General features: G+C 71.3%; 17 protein-coding genes. 11 read left to right on the top strand and 6 right to left on the bottom strand.

Going from position 1 to position 20786, the window contains the following annotated elements; genetic code table 11:
- Nucleotides 1-151 precede the first annotated feature (151 nt).
- Nucleotides 152-2956 carry an ATP-binding protein gene (locus NZH93_RS50600; RefSeq protein WP_259622617.1) on the bottom strand — a complete coding sequence of 935 codons (2805 nt, stop codon included), beginning with the start codon at nucleotides 2954-2956 and terminating at the stop codon, nucleotides 152-154.
- Nucleotides 2957-3243: 287 nt separating this feature from the next.
- On the opposite strand from NZH93_RS50600, the gene NZH93_RS50595 reads away from it, so the two are divergent.
- A complete protein-coding gene (locus NZH93_RS50595; RefSeq protein ID WP_259622616.1) occupies nucleotides 3244-3870 on the top strand; it encodes a helix-turn-helix transcriptional regulator in 627 nt (208 codons plus the stop codon).
- Between the two features lie 26 nt (nucleotides 3871-3896).
- Here the strand turns inward: NZH93_RS50595 and NZH93_RS09575 are convergent, their stop codons facing one another.
- The 3 genes from NZH93_RS09575 to NZH93_RS09565 form a co-directional block, all read right to left on the bottom strand.
- A complete protein-coding gene (locus NZH93_RS09575) occupies nucleotides 3897-5120 on the bottom strand; it encodes a metal-dependent hydrolase family protein (RefSeq protein WP_259622615.1) in 1224 nt (407 codons plus the stop codon).
- Nucleotides 5121-5265: 145 nt separating this feature from the next.
- Nucleotides 5266-6495, bottom strand: coding sequence for a Gfo/Idh/MocA family protein (locus NZH93_RS09570; RefSeq protein WP_259622614.1), 1230 nt, complete (start codon nucleotides 6493-6495; stop codon nucleotides 5266-5268).
- Between the two features lie 75 nt (nucleotides 6496-6570).
- Complete coding sequence (locus NZH93_RS09565; RefSeq protein WP_259622613.1) at nucleotides 6571-8532, bottom strand: DUF4832 domain-containing protein; 1962 nt, start codon at nucleotides 8530-8532, stop codon at nucleotides 6571-6573.
- Nucleotides 8533-8684: 152 nt separating this feature from the next.
- On the opposite strand from NZH93_RS09565, the gene NZH93_RS09560 reads away from it, so the two are divergent.
- The 6 genes from NZH93_RS09560 to NZH93_RS09535 all read left to right on the top strand — a co-directional run bounded on the left by NZH93_RS09560 (nucleotide 8685) and on the right by NZH93_RS09535 (nucleotide 14899).
- Nucleotides 8685-9584, top strand: coding sequence for a carbohydrate ABC transporter permease (locus tag NZH93_RS09560; RefSeq protein ID WP_259622612.1), 900 nt, complete (start codon nucleotides 8685-8687; stop codon nucleotides 9582-9584).
- Nucleotides 9581-10477, top strand: coding sequence for a carbohydrate ABC transporter permease (locus NZH93_RS09555; RefSeq protein WP_259622611.1), 897 nt, complete (start codon nucleotides 9581-9583; stop codon nucleotides 10475-10477). The genes NZH93_RS09560 and NZH93_RS09555 overlap by 4 nt, the downstream gene beginning before the upstream one ends.
- A gap of 26 nt (nucleotides 10478-10503) precedes the next feature.
- On the top strand, nucleotides 10504-11847 hold the full coding sequence (locus NZH93_RS09550; protein ID WP_259622610.1) for an ABC transporter substrate-binding protein: 1344 nt from the start codon (nucleotides 10504-10506) through the stop codon (nucleotides 11845-11847).
- Nucleotides 11848-11874: 27 nt separating this feature from the next.
- The gene (locus NZH93_RS09545; RefSeq protein WP_259622609.1) at nucleotides 11875-13374 is read left to right on the top strand and encodes a glycoside hydrolase family 36 protein; all 1500 of its coding nucleotides are present in this window, start codon (nucleotides 11875-11877) and stop codon (nucleotides 13372-13374) included.
- An 82-nt stretch (nucleotides 13375-13456) separates the two neighbouring features.
- Nucleotides 13457-14611, top strand: a complete 1155-nt coding sequence (locus NZH93_RS09540) for an ROK family transcriptional regulator (protein WP_259622608.1) — start codon at nucleotides 13457-13459, stop codon at nucleotides 14609-14611.
- A gap of 84 nt (nucleotides 14612-14695) precedes the next feature.
- Entirely contained in the window at nucleotides 14696-14899 is a 204-nt protein-coding gene (locus tag NZH93_RS09535) for a beta-lactamase family protein (protein WP_259622672.1), read from the top strand.
- Between the two features lie 72 nt (nucleotides 14900-14971).
- Here the strand turns inward: NZH93_RS09535 and NZH93_RS09530 are convergent, their stop codons facing one another.
- Nucleotides 14972-15853 carry an aldo/keto reductase gene (locus tag NZH93_RS09530; protein WP_259622607.1) on the bottom strand — a complete coding sequence of 294 codons (882 nt, stop codon included), beginning with the start codon at nucleotides 15851-15853 and terminating at the stop codon, nucleotides 14972-14974.
- Nucleotides 15854-15962: 109 nt separating this feature from the next.
- On the opposite strand from NZH93_RS09530, the gene NZH93_RS09525 reads away from it, so the two are divergent.
- Both NZH93_RS09525 and NZH93_RS09520 read left to right on the top strand, forming a co-directional pair.
- Nucleotides 15963-16649, top strand: a complete 687-nt coding sequence (locus tag NZH93_RS09525) for a lysoplasmalogenase (RefSeq protein ID WP_259622606.1) — start codon at nucleotides 15963-15965, stop codon at nucleotides 16647-16649.
- Between the two features lie 73 nt (nucleotides 16650-16722).
- Nucleotides 16723-17799: a glycosyltransferase gene (locus NZH93_RS09520; protein ID WP_259622605.1), complete on the top strand. Its 1077-nt coding sequence runs from the start codon at nucleotides 16723-16725 to the stop codon at nucleotides 17797-17799.
- Nucleotides 17800-17862: 63 nt separating this feature from the next.
- Here the strand turns inward: NZH93_RS09520 and NZH93_RS09515 are convergent, their stop codons facing one another.
- Nucleotides 17863-18606: an SDR family oxidoreductase gene (locus NZH93_RS09515; RefSeq protein ID WP_259622604.1), complete on the bottom strand. Its 744-nt coding sequence runs from the start codon at nucleotides 18604-18606 to the stop codon at nucleotides 17863-17865.
- Between the two features lie 149 nt (nucleotides 18607-18755).
- Here NZH93_RS09515 and NZH93_RS09510 point away from each other — a divergent pair, with 149 nt between their 5' ends.
- Both NZH93_RS09510 and NZH93_RS09505 read left to right on the top strand, forming a co-directional pair.
- Nucleotides 18756-19679: a LysR family transcriptional regulator gene (locus tag NZH93_RS09510; RefSeq protein WP_259622603.1), complete on the top strand. Its 924-nt coding sequence runs from the start codon at nucleotides 18756-18758 to the stop codon at nucleotides 19677-19679.
- Between the two features lie 61 nt (nucleotides 19680-19740).
- A complete protein-coding gene (locus NZH93_RS09505; RefSeq protein ID WP_259622602.1) occupies nucleotides 19741-20664 on the top strand; it encodes an aminoglycoside phosphotransferase family protein in 924 nt (307 codons plus the stop codon).
- The last annotated feature ends 122 nt before the right edge of the window (nucleotides 20665-20786 follow it).

Below are 20786 nucleotides of genomic sequence, written 5' to 3'. Positions count from 1 at the left end.
CTGTCGGTGGGACGCGCCGGTGCGCTGCGCTCGGCGTTCCCCCATGCTGTTCGACGCGCCTTCGCCAGCACACCGGCCGCGGTGCAAGAAAACAGGCATGCCACTACCCGTTGGGGCACCGATCACCGCTGCCCGCGTGACCGCGCGGTGGTCAGCCGCCTGCCGGGATGGCGGTCATCCGGGTGACGAGTTGGGTCCTGGACCGGACGCCGAGCTTGCGGAACGTGCTGCTGAGATGTGCTTCGACGGTCTTCTCGCTGACGAAGAGGCGTTCGGCGATCTCGCGGTTGGTCAGCGCGTCGGCCGCGAGCTTCGCCACCCGGCGTTCGGACGGCGTGAGGGCGTGCAGGCCGGTGAGGCGCAACCGGGGCAGCCTGCCGCCCGCCGCCGCCTGCCCGGCGCGCAACCGCTCGACCAGTTCACCCGCGTGGCACTCCGCCGCCAGTTCGGCCGCCCGCCGGACCGTCGTCCGCGCCTGCTCGCGGTCGCCGTCCCGTTGCTGCGCGGCGCCGAGGTCCACCAGGACGTGGACGAGCTCCAACCTGCCCGGTCCGCCGCGCAGCAGGTCGGCCGCTTCCGCCAACTGCCTGCGCTGGTCGGCCGGTGCCGCGAACTCGGCCGTGGCGCGCAGCGCGACCGCGATGTGCCGGGGCACGGCGAAGTCGCGGGCCAGGCGGAGCTGCTCGTGCGCCAGGGCGGAGCCCTCCTGGTGGTTGCCCGCGAGGCGGTGGGCGTGCGCGGCCAGCAGCCGCCAGGGCACGTCCCAGATCCCGCCCGCGCCCCAGTTCTCCAGCAACCGTCCACACGCGACGGAGTCGGCCAGCGCGGCGGCGTGGTCGCCCTGGGCGAGGCGCAGGCGGATGCGCGCTTCCAGGAGCCACAGGTGCACCGACGAGCGTGCGGGCCGGCCGCCCGCCAGCGCGCTGTCGGTGAGCACGGCGTCGGCTTCGGCGAGCCGTCCCCGTTCGACGAGCAGGTGGATCGCCGTCGAATCGAGCGCGGGCAGTCCGATGTTCGGTCGGGGGACCGCCGCCGTGCCGAGTTCGACGTGCTCGGCCGCTTGGGCGAGATCGCCGCGGAGCAGGGCGATCCTGGCCAGGTGGCAGCGGATGATGCCCATCGGGAAGAGCAGGCCGCGGTCGACCGCGGTGTCCAGCGCCCGCTGCGTCCGCCGCTCCGCCTCGTCGAGCTGGTCGGCGACGATCATGGTGTGCACCGCGGACCACAGCCCGCACCGCTCCGGGGTGAGGGCGTCGCCCGCGAGCGCCGACCGCGCGAGCCGGATCGCCTCGTCCGCCGGACGCCCGGTGAACACCGCCTCCAGCGCCCGCTGCGAGTCGAGCACCGCCCTCGACCGGCCGGGCCTGCGGTCGAAGGAGTCGAGGTGGCGCAGCACCAGGGTGTGGCCCGCGAGATCGGCACGCGCCATGCCCACCAGTTCGGCCTCGACCTCCAGCAGCAGCGCGGGGTCGTCCACGCCCTCCAGGTCGTCCAACGCCTGGCAGAGCAGCGGGATCGCCTCCTGGGGGTCGCCGCAGCCGTTGAGGAACCGGGCCAGGCTGTACGCGCAGAGCGCCCGCTGCCTCCCGGCGTCCGCCAGGGCAAGCGCTTCCCGCAGGCGGGCCTCGGCGTCGTCGATGGCCAGGTGGTGCGCCTGGCAGTTGCCCAGCCGCCTGCTGATCTCGGCCCGCAGCGCGGGCGGCGGCGGTTCGGTCCTGGCGCGGGCCAGGAACACCGCCGCGGTCTCCGGAGACCCGTGCTGGAAGGCCTGGCCCGCCGCGGCGGCCAACGTCGCGATCCGGTCGGGCATCCCGGCGGGGGCGGTCCGCAACAGGTGCGAGGCGACCTGCGCGACCGGCTTGTCCGCCCCGAGCAGCACGGTCGCGGCCCGCTCGTGCTCGGCGGCGCGGTCCTCCACCGGGATCAGCGACAGCGCCACGTCCCGCACGACCGCGTGGACGAACGCCGGGGGGTCGGCGCGCTCGAAGATGCCCTGACCGGTCAACCGCCGCGCGGCGGCCGCCGCCTCCGCCCACGTCAACTGGGCCTGCGCCGCGACGACCGGGAGGTCGGAGTCGTTGCCCAGCACCGCGACCGCCCTCGCCACGGACCGCATGGCCGCCGACTGGCGGCGCAACCTGGCGGCGACGTACCAGTGGACCGCTCCCGGCCCGGCGGCCGTGACGGTGGCGGCGTGCTCGGCGTCCGGCCGCACCCCGTCGGAGACCAGCACGCGCAGCAGTTCGCGGACGAACAGCGGGTTCCCGCCGGTGACGGCGTGGCACGCGGCGCAGAACTCCTCGTGCGCGCCCGGCCCGAACTGCGACCGCACCAGGTCGGCGACACCCTGCGCGCTGAGGTTCCTGGGGCGCAGCAGGGTGCGGTTGTCGGTGGCGAGGAGGTCGTCGACCAGTTCGTCGTCCCCGTGGTCGACGGACCGGATCGTCACGGTCACCAGGATCCCGATCGAGTCGAGCCGTCGAGCCAGGAAACCCAGGAACCGCAGGGAAGGCTGGTCGGCCCACTGGGCGTCGTCCACCAGCACGACCAGCGGTCCGCGTTCGGCGAGGTTGACCAGCAGCCAGTACAGGCCGTTCAGCAGGGGGAACGGCGATCCCGGAGCGGCCTGCCCGTCGCCTGAGCCGAACAGGGCCTCGGTGACGCGGGCCGCGCCGCGGAAGAGCTGCTGCCGTTGGAGATCATCGCGCGGCAGCACGGGTTCCAGCAGTTGGCGCACCACGCCGAACGCGAAGTCCCGCTCCAGCTCGGCGCCGCGGGCCGACAGCACGACGCACCCGTGGTCCGCCGCGAGCCCGCGCAGGTGGCGCAGCAGCACCGTTTTGCCGAGGCCCGCCCCCGCCTCCACCATCGCCAGGCCACCGTGGCCCGCCTCCACCCGGAGTACCAGCTCCCGGAGGGCGTGCAACTCGGTGTCCCGCTCCACGAGCCCTGTCACCGGACGCCCGCACCCCGCTCGATCAGCACGCCGACGTGGGGAAAACCGTTGAGCCGCTCACTCTTCATCATCCTAGCGACTCCGGGCGGGTCGGGCGCGCCTGCCCACGCGCACGCGCGGAGGGTGGCCGCGATTGCGCCGATCGGCCCACCCGACCCGGTGCCATGACCTCTCGGGGTGGCGAAACCATAGGGACAACCTTGGGGTTTTCCCCAGCAGACGAACAGCCCGGGATGTCGGACCCTTGTGGAGCCGCTGAACACGTTGAGCCACTTGGGGGTACGGCCGTGGGTGAGAGAGTAAGAGTGCACGTCGAGGCCACCGACTCGGTGACGCGGTTCGGGGTGATCGCCCAACTCGGCCAGGCCCCCGAACTCGAGGTGGTCCCGCGCTCGGCGGTCGGCCGGGGCACCGTCGTGGTCCTGGCCGCCGACTCGGTCACCGACGAGGTCCTCGACCACGCCCGCGAACTGGGCAAGACCGGCTGCACGCACTTCATCCTGCTCACCTCGTCGCTCGACGACGCCGAGCTGCGCTCCGCCGTGAAGCTGGGTGTCTGCGGGGTGCTGGAGAGGCGGGAGACCACCCCGGTGAAGCTCGCGCGGATGGTCGTGCGCGCCACCCAGGGCGAGGCCGCGCTCCCCGCCGCGATGCTCAACCGGCTGTTCCAGCAGGTGTCCACCATCGAGGTCGGCGCGGGCGCGCCCTACCGGCCGACGTTCACCGGGCTGACCTCGCGCGAATCGCAGGTCCTGCGGCTGATCGCGGAAGGCCTGGACACCGATGAGATCGCGACGAAGCTGGCGTACTCGTCGAGGACCGTGAAGAACATCGTCCACGCGGTGACGACCAGGTTCTGCCTGCGCAACCGCTCCCACGCGGTGGCCTACGCCATGCGCGAAGGGCTCATCTGACCGTTCCGACGACGCGCGGTGCCGTCTCACCCCCGCCGCTCGACCACCCGTCCGTCCCGCACCACGAGACCGATCCGGTCGGGGTCGGCGAAGATCGCCGGGTCGTCGAGCGGATCGCCGTGGAACACCACCAGGTCAGCACGTTTGCCGAGTTCGACGGTGCCGACCTCGTCGGCGATGCCGAGGAGGTCGGCGTTGGTCCGCGTCGCGGAGACCAGCGCGGCCATCGGCGACTCGATCTCGGCGCGCCGCACCAGTTCGTCGCCGCGCCGGTCCTGGTGGGGGCCGATCAGGTCCGAGCCAAGCCCGAGGCGCACCCCGGCGCGGCGGGACGCGTGGATGGCGTCGATCTGCCCCTGCTCGACGCTCACGGCCCGATCGGCGATGGTCGCGGGGAGACCGGACCTCGTGGCGTCCTCGACCAGCGCGCGGACGACGGCGAGGGTGGGGACGTGCGCGACGTCGTGCTCGGCCATCAGGGCGGCGGTCTCGTCGTCGATCATGGAGCCGTGCTCGACGCAGCGGACACCGGCCTTGACGGCGTTCCGGATCGCCTCGTTGTTGTGGGCGTGCACCGTGACGTAGGTGCCTCGGGCGCGAGCCTCCTGCACCGCGACCGCGATCTCCTCGACGGTGAACTGGGTGTCCGTGAGTTCGTCGTGGTGGGACACGACGCCGCCGGTCACGCAGAGCTTGAGGAAGCGGGCCCCGCGGCGGAACGCCTCCCTGGCGTTCTTGCGCATCTCGTCGGGGCCGTCGCTCAGCAGTGACAGGCAGCGCAGTCCGGGGATGTCGTGCCGCGGCCAGTCGTGCGTCGGCTCCCACTCCGCGGCGAGGTAGCCGTGCCCACCGGTCTGGCACAGGATCGGCCCGCTGGCCAGGATGCGCGGACCGGGCACCTTGCCCTTCGCGACGACGTCGACGAGCCCCGCGTCGATGCCGCCCACGTCGCGCACGGTCGTGAAACCCGCCTCCAGCGTTCGTCGGCAGTTGGCGAACATGTCGGCGGCCAACTCCGCCACCGAGAGCCGCTGCGACATGCTCGCGTCGATGTCGCTGGAGAGCCCCAGGTGCACGTGCGCGTCGATCAGACCGGGGACGAGGGTCATCCCCGCGCAGTCGACGACCTCGGCACCCGCGGGCGGTGTCCCGCCGATCCGGGCGATCCGCCCGTCCTCGACGAACACGGCCTGGTTCGCGACCGGATCACGGCCGGTCCCGTCGACGACGGTGGCGCCTGCCAACCACATGCTGTGCCCCTTGTCCTCGCCACGGTCGAACGGCCGCCCGCGCGCGGACGGGTGCCAGGCCACGATACGAGCGGCGTCGCGACGCCGCTTGGTGCGGACCGACGATTCTGGGCGGAGGATCGGTGGTACGCCACGAAACGGCGGGTCACTCGACGTGCTCACGGCGAGGCCGCGTCGACGGGTCTTGCCCGTTGTCGAAGTACGAGACCAACTCCGGGTCCAGGTCCGGTACCTCGCGGGGGGCACCGCCCGCGCGAAGGGATTCGGTGGCGCGGACGCCTGCCGCGACGGCCATGCGGGCGGCGACCGGTGAGGTGTCGGTGGTGCCGCCGTCCCGCACGAACCTCAGGAACTCGTCGACGAGGAGCGGGTCCGCGCCCGCGTGTTCGCCGTCGTCCTCGTCGTCCGGTACGGAGTACTCGGCGTCGGCCTGGTCGCGGTAGGTGGAGCGGCGGGAGTTCCAGACCTTCACCACCGCGCCCGGCCCGTCGCCGAAGTTCTCCAGGCGGCCAGCGTCGCCGATGACGGTGTAGTTGCGCCAGTAGTCCGGTGTGAAGTGGCACTGCTGGTAGGCGGCCAGGACTCCGTTGTCCAGGCGCAGGTTCACCAGTGAGACGTCCTCGACGTCGATGACCGGGTTCAGCCCGCGTTGGGTGTGCGGTGGCCAGTTGCCGTCCTCGGTGTGCCAGTCGGCGTGCTTGGGTTCGCCGGGAGCGCGCCGGTGCGGGTTGTCGCCGTACACCACCAGGTCGCCGATGGCCTGCACCTGCCGGGTGTAGCCGTTCGCGAGCCAGTGCAGGACGTCGAGGTCGTGGCTGGCCTTCTGGAGCAGCAGTCCGGTGGTGTGGCGGCGTTCGGCGTGCCAGTCCTTGAAGTACCAGTCACCGCCGAAACCGACGAAGTGCCGTATCCACACCGTTTTGACCTGGCCGATCTCGCCGCGCGTGATGATGTCGCGCATCAGGCGGACCACCGGCATGTGCCGCATGTTGTGCCCGACGTAGAGGCGGCTGCCCGTCTCGTAGGCGGTGCGCAGCAGGTCGTCGCAGCGCTCGATCGTGATGTCCAGCGGTTTCTCGACGAAGACGGGCTTGCCCGCCTCGAGGGCCTGGCCCGCGAGGTCGGCGTGGGTGTGGTCGGGGGTGAGGACCACGATCGCGTCCACGTCCGGTGAGTCGATCACCGCCCGGTGGTCGGCGACGACCAGCGCGCCGGGGAAGGCCTCGTCCGCCGCCGCCCGCGCGGCCGGGTCGTGGTCGGCGAGCGCGGTGACCCGGCTGCCCGCGCCGGGGCGGTGGGCGGTGCGGGCGATCGAACCGCGGAGCCCGTAGCCGAGGACGCCGAGACGGAGGTCGCGGCGGGTGTTGGTGGTCATGGAAAGCCTTCCGCGCGGCGCCGGTGGTGGTGTGGAGGGCGGCCCGAGGCACTGGGCACCTCGGGCCGCCCGTGGTCAGCCCACGGTGATCTTGTCGATGTCCGGTGCCCAGCCGGAGGGGTTCGCGATGGTGATGGTGTTCCCCCGCCCGGCGCGCAGGGGCAGCGTGACGGTGGTGGTCCTCGTCGTGACCCAGTCCGCGGTGGGCGGGAACAGGACGGTCTGCGGGGTCAGACCGTTGGCCTGGACGGTGCCGGTGCGGGATTCCTGGCTGGCGTAGTGCAGCGTCACGGTGCGCGTCCCGCCACCGCCGCCGTCGACGTTGTTGAACGTCAGCGTGCCGCCGTTGCCGAGGTAGCCGACCTTGGCCCCGCCGGAGCACCCGCCGCACGCGCTGGTGACGGCACCTCCCGCCCTGGTGTTGCCGGGGTCCTCGGCCTCGTAGCCCGCTTGTCCCGCGCCGACGGTCATCCCGCCGAGGTCGAGCCACCCGTCGGCGTGCTGGCCCGCGTTGGCGAAGCGCAGCTTCTTGGCGTTGGCGTTGACGGTCTCCAGCGGGTTCTTGACCTTGAGCACGAGCCGGTAGTCACCGGTGTTCAGCCCGGACAGGGTGATGGGGGCGTCGAAGTACCTGGGGTGGCCGAAGTCCCGGTAGGTGGGGTCGGCGCCGACCTGCCAGTCGGGGAACGCGCGGATGCGGGTGGGCTGGACCTGCCGCAGGTCCCAGGAGGTGTCCCACGTCCTGACCACGGTGCCCGCCCTGTCCTTCAGGCCGAGGCTGACGGTCCAGGGGTAGTAGAACGGGGCGACGCCGGTGTTGGCGATCTGCACGCCAACCTTGGTGGTGCCCTGCGCGGTGTCGTGGAAGTAGGCGTTGCGGACGGTGAGGTCGTAGCCCATCAACCGGACGGCGGCGGCCACGTTGGGGTCGGTGGGGGAGTAGTCCAGGCTGCGTTCGTTGATCTTCCACGTGGTGTGCTCGAGTTCGATGCACGCCTTCATGTTGTCGACGGCGCCCGCACCGCCCGGCCAGTTGGCGAACGCGGTGGACTGGATCTCGGGGCGGACCTCGCCGCCCATCGAGGCGGTGGTCCACCGGTTCTCCACGCCGTGCTCCAGCGCCTTCTGCAACTGGGCCCAGGGCGCGCCGCCCAGTGACATCGGCAGCGTCACGCCCTGGCCGGATTCGCGGTAGCAGAAGGAGTCGTCGTGGTAGCCGATGGACGACAGGCCGTCGGCGGCCCCGCCCGCCAGGTCCGCGTAGCGCAGTTCGAGCCTGGTCTTGGTGAACGCCCGGTGGTAGGCGTTGAGGATCTCGGCCGCGTTCGCGTTGGTGGGCATGAGGTTGGGATAGGTGTCGCCCGAGGTGTCGGTGTCGTAGGGCCAGGTGTGCCACTCGCCCCACAGGCCGATGAGGCCCAGGTGGATGTAGCCGAGCCGCGGGTCGCCGTCGTAGCGCGCGGCGAAGGCGGTGATGAAGTCCTTGAGCCCGTTGACCAGGTAGGGGTTGTCGTAGTCGGGGCTGGTGACGTCCCAGTAGGCGTTGTGCCGCATGGCGACGTGCCCGGTGAAGCACGGCGGGATGCCGTTGCCGGGGTGGCTGCCGGTGCCGCCGCCGGGGTACTCCAGGTAGAAGCGGATCGCCGCGTGGTTGCCCGCCGCCGCGATGGCGTCGAGCGTGCGCTCCACGACGGTCCAGTCGTAGCTCGCGCAGGTGGTCGCGTTCGTCATGACCTCGGACAGGCCGAAGTAGCCCCACGTCAACGAGAGCGGGTAGCCGGCGTTCGGGTCGGTGCCCGGCTGGTAGAAGCGGGCGAACCCCTTGAGCGGGTTGTCCAGCGGCGCGGCGGCGGTGGCCAGTGCGTGGGCGGGCAGGCTGGGATCCGGCGTCGGGCCGGGCGCCGGGCGGTCCGGGACACCCTGCGCGGACACGCCCGCCGTGCCTGCGAGCCCTGGCGGTGCCGAGGGCAGGAGGGCGACGGCCGCGGCGCACAGCGCGACCAGCAACTTCCGGCGAACGGGCGTGGCTGAGGACATGGCGCGACCTCCGGCAGGGGTGAGGAGGGGTGCTGGATGAAAATAGTTATGCGTCAGGATTGACAAAGTTTCGCTATTGCTCATCAATATGTAGCAACGGCGCCCCACTGGCAAGAGGTGTGGCGCGGAGGTCCCGATACGGAGGCGTGGTCATGGGCGCCAACAGGGTCGTCGCAGCGCCGCGGCGACGCGACGACCGCGCAGTGGCGTGGCTGTTCCTGGCCCCGGTGCTGGTGGGCTTCGTGGTGTTCTACGTGTACCCGACAGGTCTGGGGATCTACTACTCGCTCACCGACTACGGCATGTTGGCCGCGCCGAACCTCGTCGGCGTCGAGAACTACCGCGAGCTGGTCGAGGACGACAAGTTCTGGAACGCGCTCAAGGTCACCGGCTACTACGTCGTGCTGAACATCGCCGTGCAGACCGTGCTGGCCCTCGGCCTGGCGGTGCTGATGCACCGCCTGACCCAGTCGGTGGCGGTGCGGGCGATGCTGCTGGTGCCCTGGCTGGTCCCCAACGTCACCGTCGGCCTGCTGTGGATGTGGATGCTGGACGCCAACCTCGGCTTCGTCAACCACGTCCTGGGCGCGCTGGGGTTGGGCGCCACCGGCTTCCTCACCTCACCGGCGTGGGCGATGCCGACCATCGCGGGCATCAACACCTGGGCCTACACCGGTTACACGGCTCTGCTGCTCTACGCGGGCATGCTGCAGGTTCCCCGGTACCTGTACGAAAGCGCCTCGCTGGACGGCGCGGGCGAGTGGCGGATGTTCACCCGCATCACGCTCCCGCTGCTGCGCCCGGTCCTCGCGCTGGTGCTGGTGGTCTCGCTGATCGGCTCGTTCCAGATCTTCGACACCATCGCGGTGACCACCAAGGGAGGGCCCGTCGGTGCCACCAGGGTCATCTACTTCTACATCTACGAGCAGGCCTTCGCGAACTTCCGCATGGGCTACGCCTCGGCCATCGCGGTGGTCCTCGCCGTGCTGCTCGGGGTGCTGACCGCCGTGCAGATGCGGCTGCTGCGCGCTTCCCGATCGGACCTGGCATGAAGGCGCCCACGACGCGCGCCCGCGTCCCGCTGGGCCGGATCGCCGCCTGGGCGGTGCTGGTCGTCGCGGTGGTGGCGACGGTCTTCCCGTTCTACTGGATGGTCCGCACCGCGCTCACGCCCGCGGCCGACCTGTACTCCGACGCCACGGGGCTGCTGCCGGAGCACCCTACGATGATCAACTTCCTGCGGGTGCTCGGGCTGACCAGCAGGCAGGAGGCCAGGGCGGCGGGCGGTTCCGGTGCCAAGGTCGACTTCCTGCGCTACCTGCTCAACTCGTTCGTCTACTGCGGACTGATCACCGTCATCCAGACCCAGTGCTGCGCGATGGCGGGCTACGCGTTCGCCCGGCTCCGCTTCCCCGGCCGGGACCTGGTGTTCGGCGTGCTGATCGCCGCGCTCATGGTGCCGCCGATCTTCACCCTGCTGCCCAACTTCGTGCTGGTGAAGAGCCTCGGCTGGCTGAACAGCTTCGCGGGCATGGTCGCGCCGAGCGTGCTCATGACCCCGTTCGCGGTGTTCTTCCTGCGCCAGTTCTTCCTGTCGATCCCCCGCGAGATCGAGGAAGCGGCCACCTTGGACGGTGTGGGCGGCTGGGGGATGTTCTGGCGCGTCGTGCTGCCGATGAGCCGCGGCCCCCTGCTCACCATCGGGCTGACCACCGCGGTGTGGTCCTGGAAGGACTTCCTGTGGCCGCTGCTGACCGGCCGCGAGGAGGAGACCAGGGTGCTGACCGTCGCGCTCGGCATCTTCCAGCAGCAGGCCCCCAACGTCCAGCCCGACTGGACCGGGCTGATGGCCGGCTCCACCCTGACCGTGCTGCCCGTGCTCGTGCTGCTGGTCTTCCTCGGCCGTCGTCTGGTCGAGTCGCTCAACTTCACCGGCATCAAGTGAGCCGGTCCGACTCGAGAGGCATCCCCATGCGATCCACGTACCGGCGCGCAGGCGCCCTCCTGCTGTGCCTGGCCCTCACCGGCCCGCTCGCGGCCTGCGCGGGCTCCGACGACAGCGCCGACGGCACGACGACGCTGGACTACTGGCTGTGGGACGACCGGCAGCTACCCGCCTACCAGGACTGCGCCGACGCGTTCCACTCGGCCAACCCGGACATCACCATCGAGATCACCCAGACCGCCTGGGCCCAGTACTGGCAGAACCTCACCACGCAGCTCGCCTCGGGTGACGCCCCCGACGTGTGGACCAACCAGAACACGTACTACCCGCAGTTCGCCGCCAAGAACCAGCTCCTCGACGTGGAACCCCTCGTCCAGCGCGACAAGGTGGACCTGGCGGCCTACCAGCCGGGTCTCACCGAGGTGTGGGTGAAGGACGGCAAGCGCTACGGGCTGCCCAAGGACTGGGACACGATGGCGGTGGTGGTCAACTCCGAGATGCTCGGCAAGCAGGGCGTCGACCCCGCGGGGCTGGAGAGCCTCACCTGGAACCCGACCGACGGCGGCACGTTCGAGCAGGTGATCGCCAAGGCCACCGTGGACGAGCAGGGGCGCAACGGTCTCGACCCCGCCTTCGACAAGGACCACGTCCAGGTCTACGGGTTCTTGCCGGAGTGGGCCGACGGAGCCTCCGGGCAGAACGGCTGGGGTGTCCTCGCCGCCGCCAACGGGTTCACCTACCTCGACAAGAACCCCTGGGGCACGAAGTACCGGTACGACGACCCCAAGCTCGCCGAGACGATCTCCTGGTTCAAGCGCCTGATCGACAAGGGGTACGCGCCCCGCAACGACCAGCAGTCCTCCGTCGCCAACTCCGAGCTGCTCATCGCGGGCAAGGGCGCGATGCTGATCACCGGCTCGTGGACCGTCCTCACCCTCACCGACCCGAAGGTGAAGCAGGACCTCAGGTTCATCCCCCTGCCCACCGGGCCCGCGGGTGGCCGGAGCCCCATCAACGGGCTGTCCGACGCCATCTGGGCGGGCAGCGAGCACCCGGAGGAGGCCTGGAAGTGGGTCAGGTTCCTGGCCTCGTCCGACTGCCAGGACCGCGTCGCCCAGCGTGCCGTGGTGTTCCCCGCCCTCACCGGCGCCACGCAGAAGGCGGCCGACGCGCACAAGGCGGAGGGCCGGGACGTGCACGCGTTCATCGACGCCGCGAAGAAGGACCCGTTCCTGCTGCCCGTCACCGACCACGGCACCGAGATCAACACGGTCGTCCAGGACACGATCCAGTCCGTCATCCTCGGCAGCACCAAGGCCGACGCGGCGTTGACCGAGGCGAACAACAAGGTCAACGCGCTCTTCAAGTGAGCCATCCCACCGCACCCGAGGACACCCATGGCGCGATTCCTGACCCTCGGCGACCGGACGTTCGCCGCCGAGTTGGAGGGCGACGGCACTCCTGAGCCCGTTGCCGGAGGGCTGCTGCTGCCTCCAGGGCGAGTGGCACTGCTGCACGGACTCGGGGACGCCCTCTTCTACCGGCACGGGCACAACTCGTGGAGCCCGTGCGGGTGGCGCCGCCTGTCCGACGTCCCGCTGCGCATCGCCAACGCGGAGCGCCGCCTCACGGCCGACGACACCACGTGGGACGACCCCGGCCGCCACCACTCCTCCGCCGTCGCCGCCCTGGCGGGACCGGACGGGCGGGTGCTGCTCCTCGGCGCGCTCGGCCTGGGCGTACCCCGGCTCGCCGCCGACCGGGACACCCTCGTCGGCTGGTACGAGACGGGCGCGGCGCCGTGGCTGCTCGCCTACGGCGACGAGGACGAGGTCTTCGCCGCCTACGCGGAGCAGCTCGGCGCGCGCCTCGGGCGCAGCACCACGCGGGCGGGGAACGTCTGGTGCAGTTGGTACGCCTACTACGAGAACATCACCGAGGACCAGCTCGCCAAGGACATCACCGCCCTGCGCGACCTGCCCTTCGACGTGGCCCAGATCGACGACGGCTGGGAGGAGCGGGTGGGGGACTGGCACGCCAACCGCAAGTTCCCCTCCGGGATGCGAGCGCTGGCCGATCGGATCACGGACGCGGGACTGCGCCCCGGCCTGTGGCTCGCGCCCTTCATCGTCCACCCCGATTCCCGGACCGCCCGCGAGCGCCCCGAGTTGCTGCTGCGCGACGCGGGCGGGGCGCCGGTCGCCGCGGGCCACAACTGGGGCACCCGCTACTGGGCGCTCGACCTCACCCTGCCGTCGGTGCAGGACCACCTGCGGGAGACCGTCCACCGCGTGACCCGCGAGTGGGGGTTCGGCTACCTGAAGCTCGACTTCCTCCAGGCGGGCACCACGCCGGGTTCCCGGTCCGTCGACGTGGACCGCGAGGCGGCGTACCGGACCGGCCTGCGCGTCATCCGCGAGGCGGCCGGGGACGAGGTGTACCTGCTGGGCAGCGGGGCGCCGCTGCTGCCCTCGCTCGGACTGGTCGACGGGCTGCGCAGCGGTCCCGACGTCGCCCCGATGTGGGACCACTACGCCACGCAGGACCCCTCGGACGCGTTGGCCCGCAACGCCGTCGTCAACACCCTGCACCGCCTGTGGCACGCGCCCCTGCTGGAGGTCGACCCGGACGTCGTGTACTTCCGCAGCCGTCTCAACCTGCTCACCGAGCGACAGCAGGGCTGGCTGCGGGACCTGGCCGACATCTGCGGCTTCCGCGCGGTCTCCGATCCGCCCGGCTGGCTGCGTCCCGACGAGCTGGACGAGATGGTCCGCTACCTCGGCCACCGGCCCGAGGTCCGCAAGCTGGGCCGCTACCGGTTCGCGCTCGACGGGCGCGAGGTCGACTTCACGCCTGCGGTCGACCAGGACACGGAGCAGCTCTACCCGCTCACGTGAGCCCTGCCCGTGCACAGATTTAGTAAAGTGCATAGCATTATTCAGTGGTGGCTACGCGCTTTACAGAGGGGTACGCATGGCGATGAGCGGAACAGACCTGTCCCGGATGCGGGAGCTGAACCAGCTATCCGTCCTGTGGGCCCTGCGCGGCAACGCGCCCTCGACCGTCACCGAGATCGCGGGCCGGACCGGCCTGTCCCGGCCCGCGGCGGACGTGCTCGTGCAGCAACTGGTGACGGACGGCTGGGCCGAGGTCGAGGAACCGGGGGCCAGCAGCACGGTGGGGCGGCCCGCTCGGCGCTACCGCTTCCGCGCGGGTGCCGGGCACGTGCTCGGCATCGACATCGGCGTGCACAAGATCCTCGTCATGCTGTGCGACCTGGAGGGGAACCTGGTCCAGTCCCTGCGCCGCCCGGCCGACCCGCGTGCCAGTCCCGACGAGCGGCTCGCGTCGGTGGACCAGACCATCGACGACGTGCTGCGCGAGGCGGGCATGGCTCCCGCCGACGTCTGGGCGGTCACCGTCGGGGTGACCGGCCCGGTCGACGAGCGCGGGCGCACCAGCATCGCCACCTCGCTGCCGGGGTGGCGCGAGGCCGATCCCGTCGCCCACCTGCGAGCCCGGTTCACCTGCCCGATCCAGGTGGAGAACGACTGCAAGCTCGCCGCGGTCGCCGAGCGCTGGAAGGGCGTCGCCCAGGACGCAGACGACATCGTGTACCTGCTCGCCGGTCTGCGCACCGGGGCGGGCCTCATCATCGACGGCACCCTCCGTCGCGGCTACGGCGGCGTGGCGGGGGAGATCGGCGCGCTCAAGGCCGTGCGGTGGCTCAACGCCCCGGAGCACCTCGCCACCTGCCCCGGCGTGCCGTCGGGGGCCAAGCCCAGCGAGGCCGCCGCGTGGGTGTTCCAGGCCGCGCGGGACGGCGACAGCGCGGCGAAGACCGCCGTCCAGCGCTACATCCGCGACCTCGCCATCGGCGTCGCCGCCCTCGTGCTCACGCTCGACCCGCAGATCGTCGTCTACGGCGGCGGGTTCTCCCGTTCCGCCGACCTGGTCCTCGACCCGTTGCGCCGCGAACTCGCCAAGCACTGCCTGCGCGTCCCGGAACTGCGTGCCTCCACGCTCAGCGACGAAGGCGTAGCGCTGGGCGGGCTGCGACTCGCACTGGACCAGGTGGACAACAGGCTGCTCAGCGGCCAGCTCGCCGCGCCGGTCGCACCCCAGTTCTCGTAGCAGCCACCGCCGCACGGGGTTATGGGGCGCGCTCCAACGCCGGGTGACCGGTCGGCGGGATCGTTCCGAACCCGCCGTCCCACGATGCTGGTCGGGTCGGAAATCGGCCTCCAGCAAGGGATTCCCACCCTGACCACGTCCCACCAGGAATCGCCCCACCCGCCGTCGGGTGTCCGCGACTACACCGCGGGAGTCGGGGACCTGGCGACGAGGTCGCCCGTTCCGGTCAACGGCCAGGTCCGCGTCGCCAGCAACACCAAGACCTTCGTGGCCACCGTGGTGCTGTAACTCGTGGCAGAGGGGAAGATCTGCCTCGACGAGCCCGTCGACGCCGCGCTCTGCCGGTGACGTCGGGCAGGCTCACGCCTCGGGGATCTCCCGGCCGAAGGTCTCCAGGGTGATCGCGTCCGGTTCGGGGCCGCGGCGCACGCCCTGGTCGAGTCCGTCGATCGCGGCGAGTTCCGCGTCGGTGAGCGTGAAGTCGACCACGGCGAAGTTCTCGGCGATCCGCTCCGGGCGGGTCGACTTCGGGATCGCCGAACGGCCCTGCTGCACGTGCCAGCGCAGCATGACCTGGGCGGGCGTCCTGCCGTGCGCCTGCGCGATGCCCGCGATGGTCTGGTCGTCGAGGGTGCTGCCGCCGTCGCCGTCGCGGTAGAAGGTGATCCCGCCGATCGGTGACCACGCCTGGGAGACGATGCCGTGCGCGGCGTTGGCCGCCATCACGGCGGGCTGGGCGAAGTAGGGGTGCATCTCGACCTGGTTGACCGCGGGCACGACCGTCGCGGTCTTGAGCAGGGCGTCGAGGTGGTCGGGCATGAAGTTGCTGACCCCGATCGCGCGCACGCTCCCGTTCTCCAGCAGCGTTTCCAACGCGCGGTACGCCTCCAGCGTGAGGTCGAACCGGCTGGGCAGGGGCTGGTGCAGGATGAGCAGGTCGATCCGGTCGACGCCGAGCTTGCCCGCGCTCTTGTCGAAGGCGTGCAGCGTGGAGTCGTAGCCGTAGTCGCTGATCCAGACCTTGGTTTCGACGAAGATCTCGGACCGGTCCAGTCCGGACCGGCGGATCGCCTCGCCCACCTCGCGCTCGTTGCCGTAGGCGGCCGCGGTGTCGATGTGTCGGTAACCCGTGCGAACGGCGGCTTCGACCGCCTCGGTGGTCTGCTCCGGTGAGGTCTGGAACACGCCGAAGCCGAGCGCGGGCATTTCGACGCCGTTGTTCAGGGTGAGGTTCATGCTCATACCTCCACGCTGCCGGCGCACGCCCGCAGCGGGGAGGGACTGCGGTTACCCCCTTCGTCACCTGATCGGGCGGCGAAGGGCCCGCGCGAGCCACCGAGTGAGGAGCGTCATGGCCAGGTCCTCTGTCCTGTTGTGCGCCGGTGCGCTGTTCGGGGTGCTCTCGATCGGGCACCTCGTCGCCCAGCTCGTCGGCGCGAGCGTGGTCGCCACGATCACCCAGTGCCTGCTGATGCCGGTGCTCGCCGCGGTGGTCTGGTTCGCGACCACGGGTGCGCCGCGTGCACGGTTGGTGCGCCTGGTGTTGGTGGCGCTCGTCTTCTCCTGGCTGGGTGACAGCGTGCCGGGGCTGTTGTCGGGTGACGCCCGGTTCCTGGCCATGGTGGGGTTGTTCCTGTGCGCCCAGGTCGTCTACGTGGTGGCGTTCTGGCCGTGGCGTCGGCTTTCGGTGCTGCGTCGGCCCGCGCTGGCCGGGTACCTGCTCGCGTTCGGCGCACTGCTGGCCGGGTGCGCGCCGGGTGCGGGCGGACTGCTCGTCCCGGTGATCGTCTACGGCCTGTGCCTGACGCTGATGGCGGTGTTGGCGACCGGCGTCAACCGGCTGGTGGCGGTCGGCGGCGCGCTGTTCTTCGTGTCCGACGGGCTGATCGCGCTGGACGCCTTCGCCGAGTGGTACAACCCGCCCGCACCGGGTTTCTGGGTGATGCTGACCTACCTGTCCGGTCAGGCGCTGATCGCCGGTGGCGTGTCTTGGCCGGCGCGAACCGGATCACTTGAACCTTCAAGCACTGCTCGCTAGCGTGACGTCGGGAGACGAGTTCAGGGGAAGCTTTCAAAGGGGAACAATGCGTATCGCGTTTACCGGGAACCCGATGACCGGTCATCTGCTGCCGATGATGCCGTTGCTCGACGCCGCTCGCGCCGCCGGGCATGAAGCGGTGGTGGTCACAGCGGAGGAGATGGAGCCTCGGCTGGCTCCGGCCACGGTCTGGCCCGCAGGACCCGGCGTGGCCGCGAACGTCGAGGAAACGTTGCGCCGCACGGGTTCCCACCCGGCGCACCCCGGTCCGGGCACGATCGAGTACTTCGCCGGGGTGCGGGTCGACCTGGCCGTCGAGGAGACCGTGGACCAGGTGACCAAACTGGACCCGGACCTCCTGGTGGTCGAGGAGTTGGACTACCTCGGTCCGCTCGTCGCGACGATGCTGGAGATCCCGTGGGTCGAGCACAGGGTGGGCGCGCCGCTGCCTGCGGACTTCACGGCCATGTTGCGCGATCGTTCGGCGAAGAACTTCGAAGCGCGCTCCCTGCGCCCGTCGGCACGCATCGCCCTGGTCGACGCCTACCCCGACTTCCTGCTCGGCCCGGATGAACACCACGCCGCCGACCGGATTTCCCTGCGGCCGACGCTGAACCAGCACGGCGAAGGAACGGCGGTGTCCATTCCCGAGCGATCGTCCCGGCCGCGCGCGTTGGTCACGCTGGGCACGACGGTGGAGGACCAGGACGCGCTCGCGAGCATGGTGTCCGCCGTGGACGCCGCCGGGTTCGACGTGCTCGCCACCGTGGACACGGCCGACCTGCCTGCCGCGTCCAGTGCGGGTGGCGTGCACGCCCTCGGCTTCGTGACACTCGCGAAACTGCTTCCCGAGGTGGACCTCGTGGTGTCCGCCGGTGGCACCGGCACGGTCCTGGCGTCACTCACGGCGGGCCTGCCGCTCGTCCTCCGGCCTTTTCTCGCCGACCACCCGTGGAACGCCGCCCGAGTCGCGGCGCAGGGTGCCGCGATCGTCATCGACGACCCGGCCGACGCCGGTGAAGCGGCACGTCGAATCATGAACTCGGACAGCCACCGAACGGCAGCCGCCAGCGCGGCTAAGGCGATCAGCACGATGAACTCACCTGAGCACGTCATCGAGCAGTTGACCGGCTTGGTGCACGAGCGTTAACCGTTCACCGCGGGCAGCCGGGAGTGGCGCTCCAGCGCTGGGACCGGCTGCCCGTCGCGGCGGTCAGAGTTGGGAGCCGCCGCCGTCCACGGCGAGTTCGGCGCCGGTGGTGAAGGTGGCGTCGAAAGCGAGGAACAGCACCGCCTTGGCGACCTCGGTCGGGTCGCCGAAGCGGAGCATGGGGACGTCCGCGGCCATCTGCGACCTGGTCTGCTCGGCGGCCTCGGGCGACATCGACTTCTCCAGGATGCCGGTGTCGATGGGGCCGGGGCTGACGGCGTTGACGCGGACACCGCGGGGCAGCAGTTCGCGGGCCAGGCTGCGGGCCATCGAGCGCAGTGCCGCCTTGCTCGCCGCGTAGGCGCTGACCATCGGGAAGCCCATGACGTTCACGACGGAGGTCGTGAGCACCACGCCGCTGCCGGGGGCGAGCAGCGGGGCCAGTTTCTGCACGGTGAAGTACGGTCCCTTGGCGTTCACCGCGAGGATCTCGTCGTAGGACTCCTCGGTGGTCGACTCGAACGGGGCGAAACCGGAGATGCCCGCGTTCACCGAGACGGCGTCGACCGTGCCGAACTCGGACTTCACCCGGTCGGCCAGCGCGTCCACGTCGGCCAGCGAGGCCGCGTCGCTCCGCACGGTGACCACGTCCCCGCCGAGCCGGTCCCGTGCCGCGTCGAGCGCGGCCTGGTCGCGGCCGGTGATGAGCACCCGCGCTCCTCCGGCGACCAGCAGCCGGGCCGTGGCGAAGCCGAGCCCGCTGCTGCCACCCGTGATCACGACGTTCTTGCCGTCGTACGTGCTCATGTCTGATCCCTTTTCGTGCCAATCGGATTCCGGCCCGACACCGAGCCGGTGATTCCATTGAGGACCCGTCGGCGGCGGCTGTCCAAGACCTGTTCGGCACCCCGTCATGCACCGGACGCATGACGGGCCGGGGGAGTAGCCTCGGTGGTGTGCCGGACGTCTTCCCCACCACGGGCCCCGTGCGCGGGTCGGACCTCGACCTGCGGCTGGTCGGCTACTTCACGGTCGTGGCGGAGCAGTTGAACTTCGGTCGGGCGGCGGCCGTGCTGCACGTCGCCCAACCCTCGCTCAGCAGGCAGATCCAGCGGCTGGAGGACCAGGTCGGCGTCCGCCTGTTCGACCGGACCCCGCAGGGCACCCGCCTCACCGACGCGGGCCGGGCGTTCCTCCCGCAGGCGCGGGCCGCGCTCCAGGCCGCGCACCAGGCGGTGCTCACCGCACGGGCCGCGGCGGGCGCGCGGGAGATCAGCATCGGGTACGTCGAGGACATCGTCATCACCCCCGCGGTGCGGCACCTGCGCCACCGCCACCCGGACGCGCTGGTCCGCACGCGCCACCTGGACTGGCACGACGCCGGAGCGCTCCAGGAACGCCGGGTGGACGCGCTGGTCGCGCGGGTGCCGCTGCCGTTCGCGATCGACGGGCTGCGGGTGACCGTGCTCTACGACGAGCCGCGCGTGCTGCTCGTGCCGACCTCGCACCGCTTGGCGGGCAAGGAGTCCATCACGCCGGACGACTTCGCCGACGAGGAGGTCGTGGCCTGTTCCGGCACGGCCGCCGAGTGGAGCCCGAGCAGGCTGCACGCCGGGGCGGGCGAGGTCGTCGTGGGGTTCCAGGACAAGCTCGAACTGGTGGCGAGCGGCCAGGCCGTCGGCGTCGTGCCCGCGGGTGATCAGCGCGGTAGCCTGCGCCAGGACGTCACCACCGTCCCGATCGAGGGCGCGGAGCCGTACCAGGTCGTGCTCGCGACCCGCGTCGACGACCCCAACCCGCTGGTCGACGACTTCCACGCCGCGGCCCTGACCCACCTCACCGGTTCGCCGGACGGAGGGGCGTCGGCGCGGCATTCCTGACCCCTGCGACGTGGTGGAGTCCGGGTGTCCGCTCCGCCCGGCCCCGGTACTGTGCGTCGGCGTGACCGAGCCCAAGATCGAGATCACCGAAGAGTTGGTGCGCGCTCTTCTCCAGGACCAGCACCCGGACCTCGCGGGGCTGCCCATCCGCGAGGTGGAGGGCGGCTGGGGCAACCAGATGTGGCGCCTCGGGGACGACCTGGCCGTGCGCATGCCGCGCACGCAAGAGGCCCCGGACCTCTTGCGCAACGAGTGCCGGTGGTTGCCCGTGTTGGCCCCGCGCCTCCCGCTCCCGGTTCCGACGCCCGCGCGGATCGGCGAACCGTCCGAGCGCTTCCCGAGGCTGTGGAGCGTCATGACGTGGGTGCACGGCGAGCCGCTCGACCACGCCACGATCACCCGCGGCGACCACGCGGCCGACGCGCTGGCGGGTTTCCTCAGCGCGCTGCACGTGGAGGCCCCCGCTGAGGCGCCCGCCAGTGCGGACCGCGGCGATCACCCGAAGAACTGCACGGGTGGCTTCGAGAACTTCCTGCGGGCCATCGCCCCCGGCGGTTTCGCTCCCGACGTCCGGGAGGTCCGGGACGTCTGGGCCGACGCCGCCGCGGCCCCCGAGTGGGAGGGCCCGCTGGTGTGGCTGCACGGTGACCTCCACCCCGCGAACGTCGTCGTCTCGGACGGGACGCTCTCGGGCGTGATCGATTTCGACGCCCTGTTCGCGGGCGATCCGGCGTGGGACCTCGCGGCCGCCTGGTTGCTGCTCCCCGCGGGCTCGGTCTCGCGGTTCTTCGAGGTGTACGCGCACGCGGACGAGGCGACCATTCGACGCGCCCGCGGGTTGGCGGCGATGAAGAGCCTCTTCCTCATCCTCATGGGGCAGAACGGGGACCGGGGTCTTCCCGGTGGCAAGCCCGCCTGGGGACCCGCGGGCCGGGCCGCGCTCGACCGCGTCCTGACCTCCGACGTGCTCTCACCAACGGCGTGAGCCCGCTTCCTGGTTCTTGATTCACCAAAACAGCCAACGGCCACTCGGACTAGTCCGGGCGGCCGTTCGGGCTGTCCTGCCCGGTCGGTTCCATCGTCATACGTGAGAACTTTTCACAGGGG

The organism is Umezawaea endophytica (assembly GCF_025061645.1).
GTDB classification, from domain to species: Bacteria; Actinomycetota; Actinomycetes; order Mycobacteriales; family Pseudonocardiaceae; genus Umezawaea; species Umezawaea endophytica.
This window is presented reverse-complemented; position numbering and strand designations above follow the sequence as displayed.

Bases quoted from the DNA above. Each gene is read 5' to 3' on its own strand.
- NZH93_RS09575 (WP_259622615.1), bottom strand. From the start codon at position 5,120: ATGTGGTTGGCAGGCGCCACCGTCGTCGACGGGACCGGCCGTGATCCG.
- NZH93_RS09570 (WP_259622614.1), bottom strand. From the start codon at position 6,495: ATGACCACCAACACCCGCCGCGACCTCCGTCTCGGCGTCCTCGGCTAC.
- NZH93_RS09565 (WP_259622613.1), bottom strand. From the start codon at position 8,532: ATGTCCTCAGCCACGCCCGTTCGCCGGAAGTTGCTGGTCGCGCTGTGC.
- NZH93_RS09560 (WP_259622612.1), top strand. From the start codon at position 8,685: ATGGGCGCCAACAGGGTCGTCGCAGCGCCGCGGCGACGCGACGACCGC.
- NZH93_RS09555 (WP_259622611.1), top strand. From the start codon at position 9,581: ATGAAGGCGCCCACGACGCGCGCCCGCGTCCCGCTGGGCCGGATCGCC.
- NZH93_RS09550 (WP_259622610.1), top strand. From the start codon at position 10,504: ATGCGATCCACGTACCGGCGCGCAGGCGCCCTCCTGCTGTGCCTGGCC.
- NZH93_RS09545 (WP_259622609.1), top strand. From the start codon at position 11,875: ATGGCGCGATTCCTGACCCTCGGCGACCGGACGTTCGCCGCCGAGTTG.
- NZH93_RS09540 (WP_259622608.1), top strand. From the start codon at position 13,457: ATGAGCGGAACAGACCTGTCCCGGATGCGGGAGCTGAACCAGCTATCC.
- NZH93_RS09535 (WP_259622672.1), top strand. From the start codon at position 14,696: ATGCTGGTCGGGTCGGAAATCGGCCTCCAGCAAGGGATTCCCACCCTG.
- NZH93_RS09530 (WP_259622607.1), bottom strand. From the start codon at position 15,853: ATGAGCATGAACCTCACCCTGAACAACGGCGTCGAAATGCCCGCGCTC.
- NZH93_RS09525 (WP_259622606.1), top strand. From the start codon at position 15,963: ATGGCCAGGTCCTCTGTCCTGTTGTGCGCCGGTGCGCTGTTCGGGGTG.
- NZH93_RS09520 (WP_259622605.1), top strand. From the start codon at position 16,723: ATGACCGGTCATCTGCTGCCGATGATGCCGTTGCTCGACGCCGCTCGC.
- NZH93_RS09515 (WP_259622604.1), bottom strand. From the start codon at position 18,606: ATGAGCACGTACGACGGCAAGAACGTCGTGATCACGGGTGGCAGCAGC.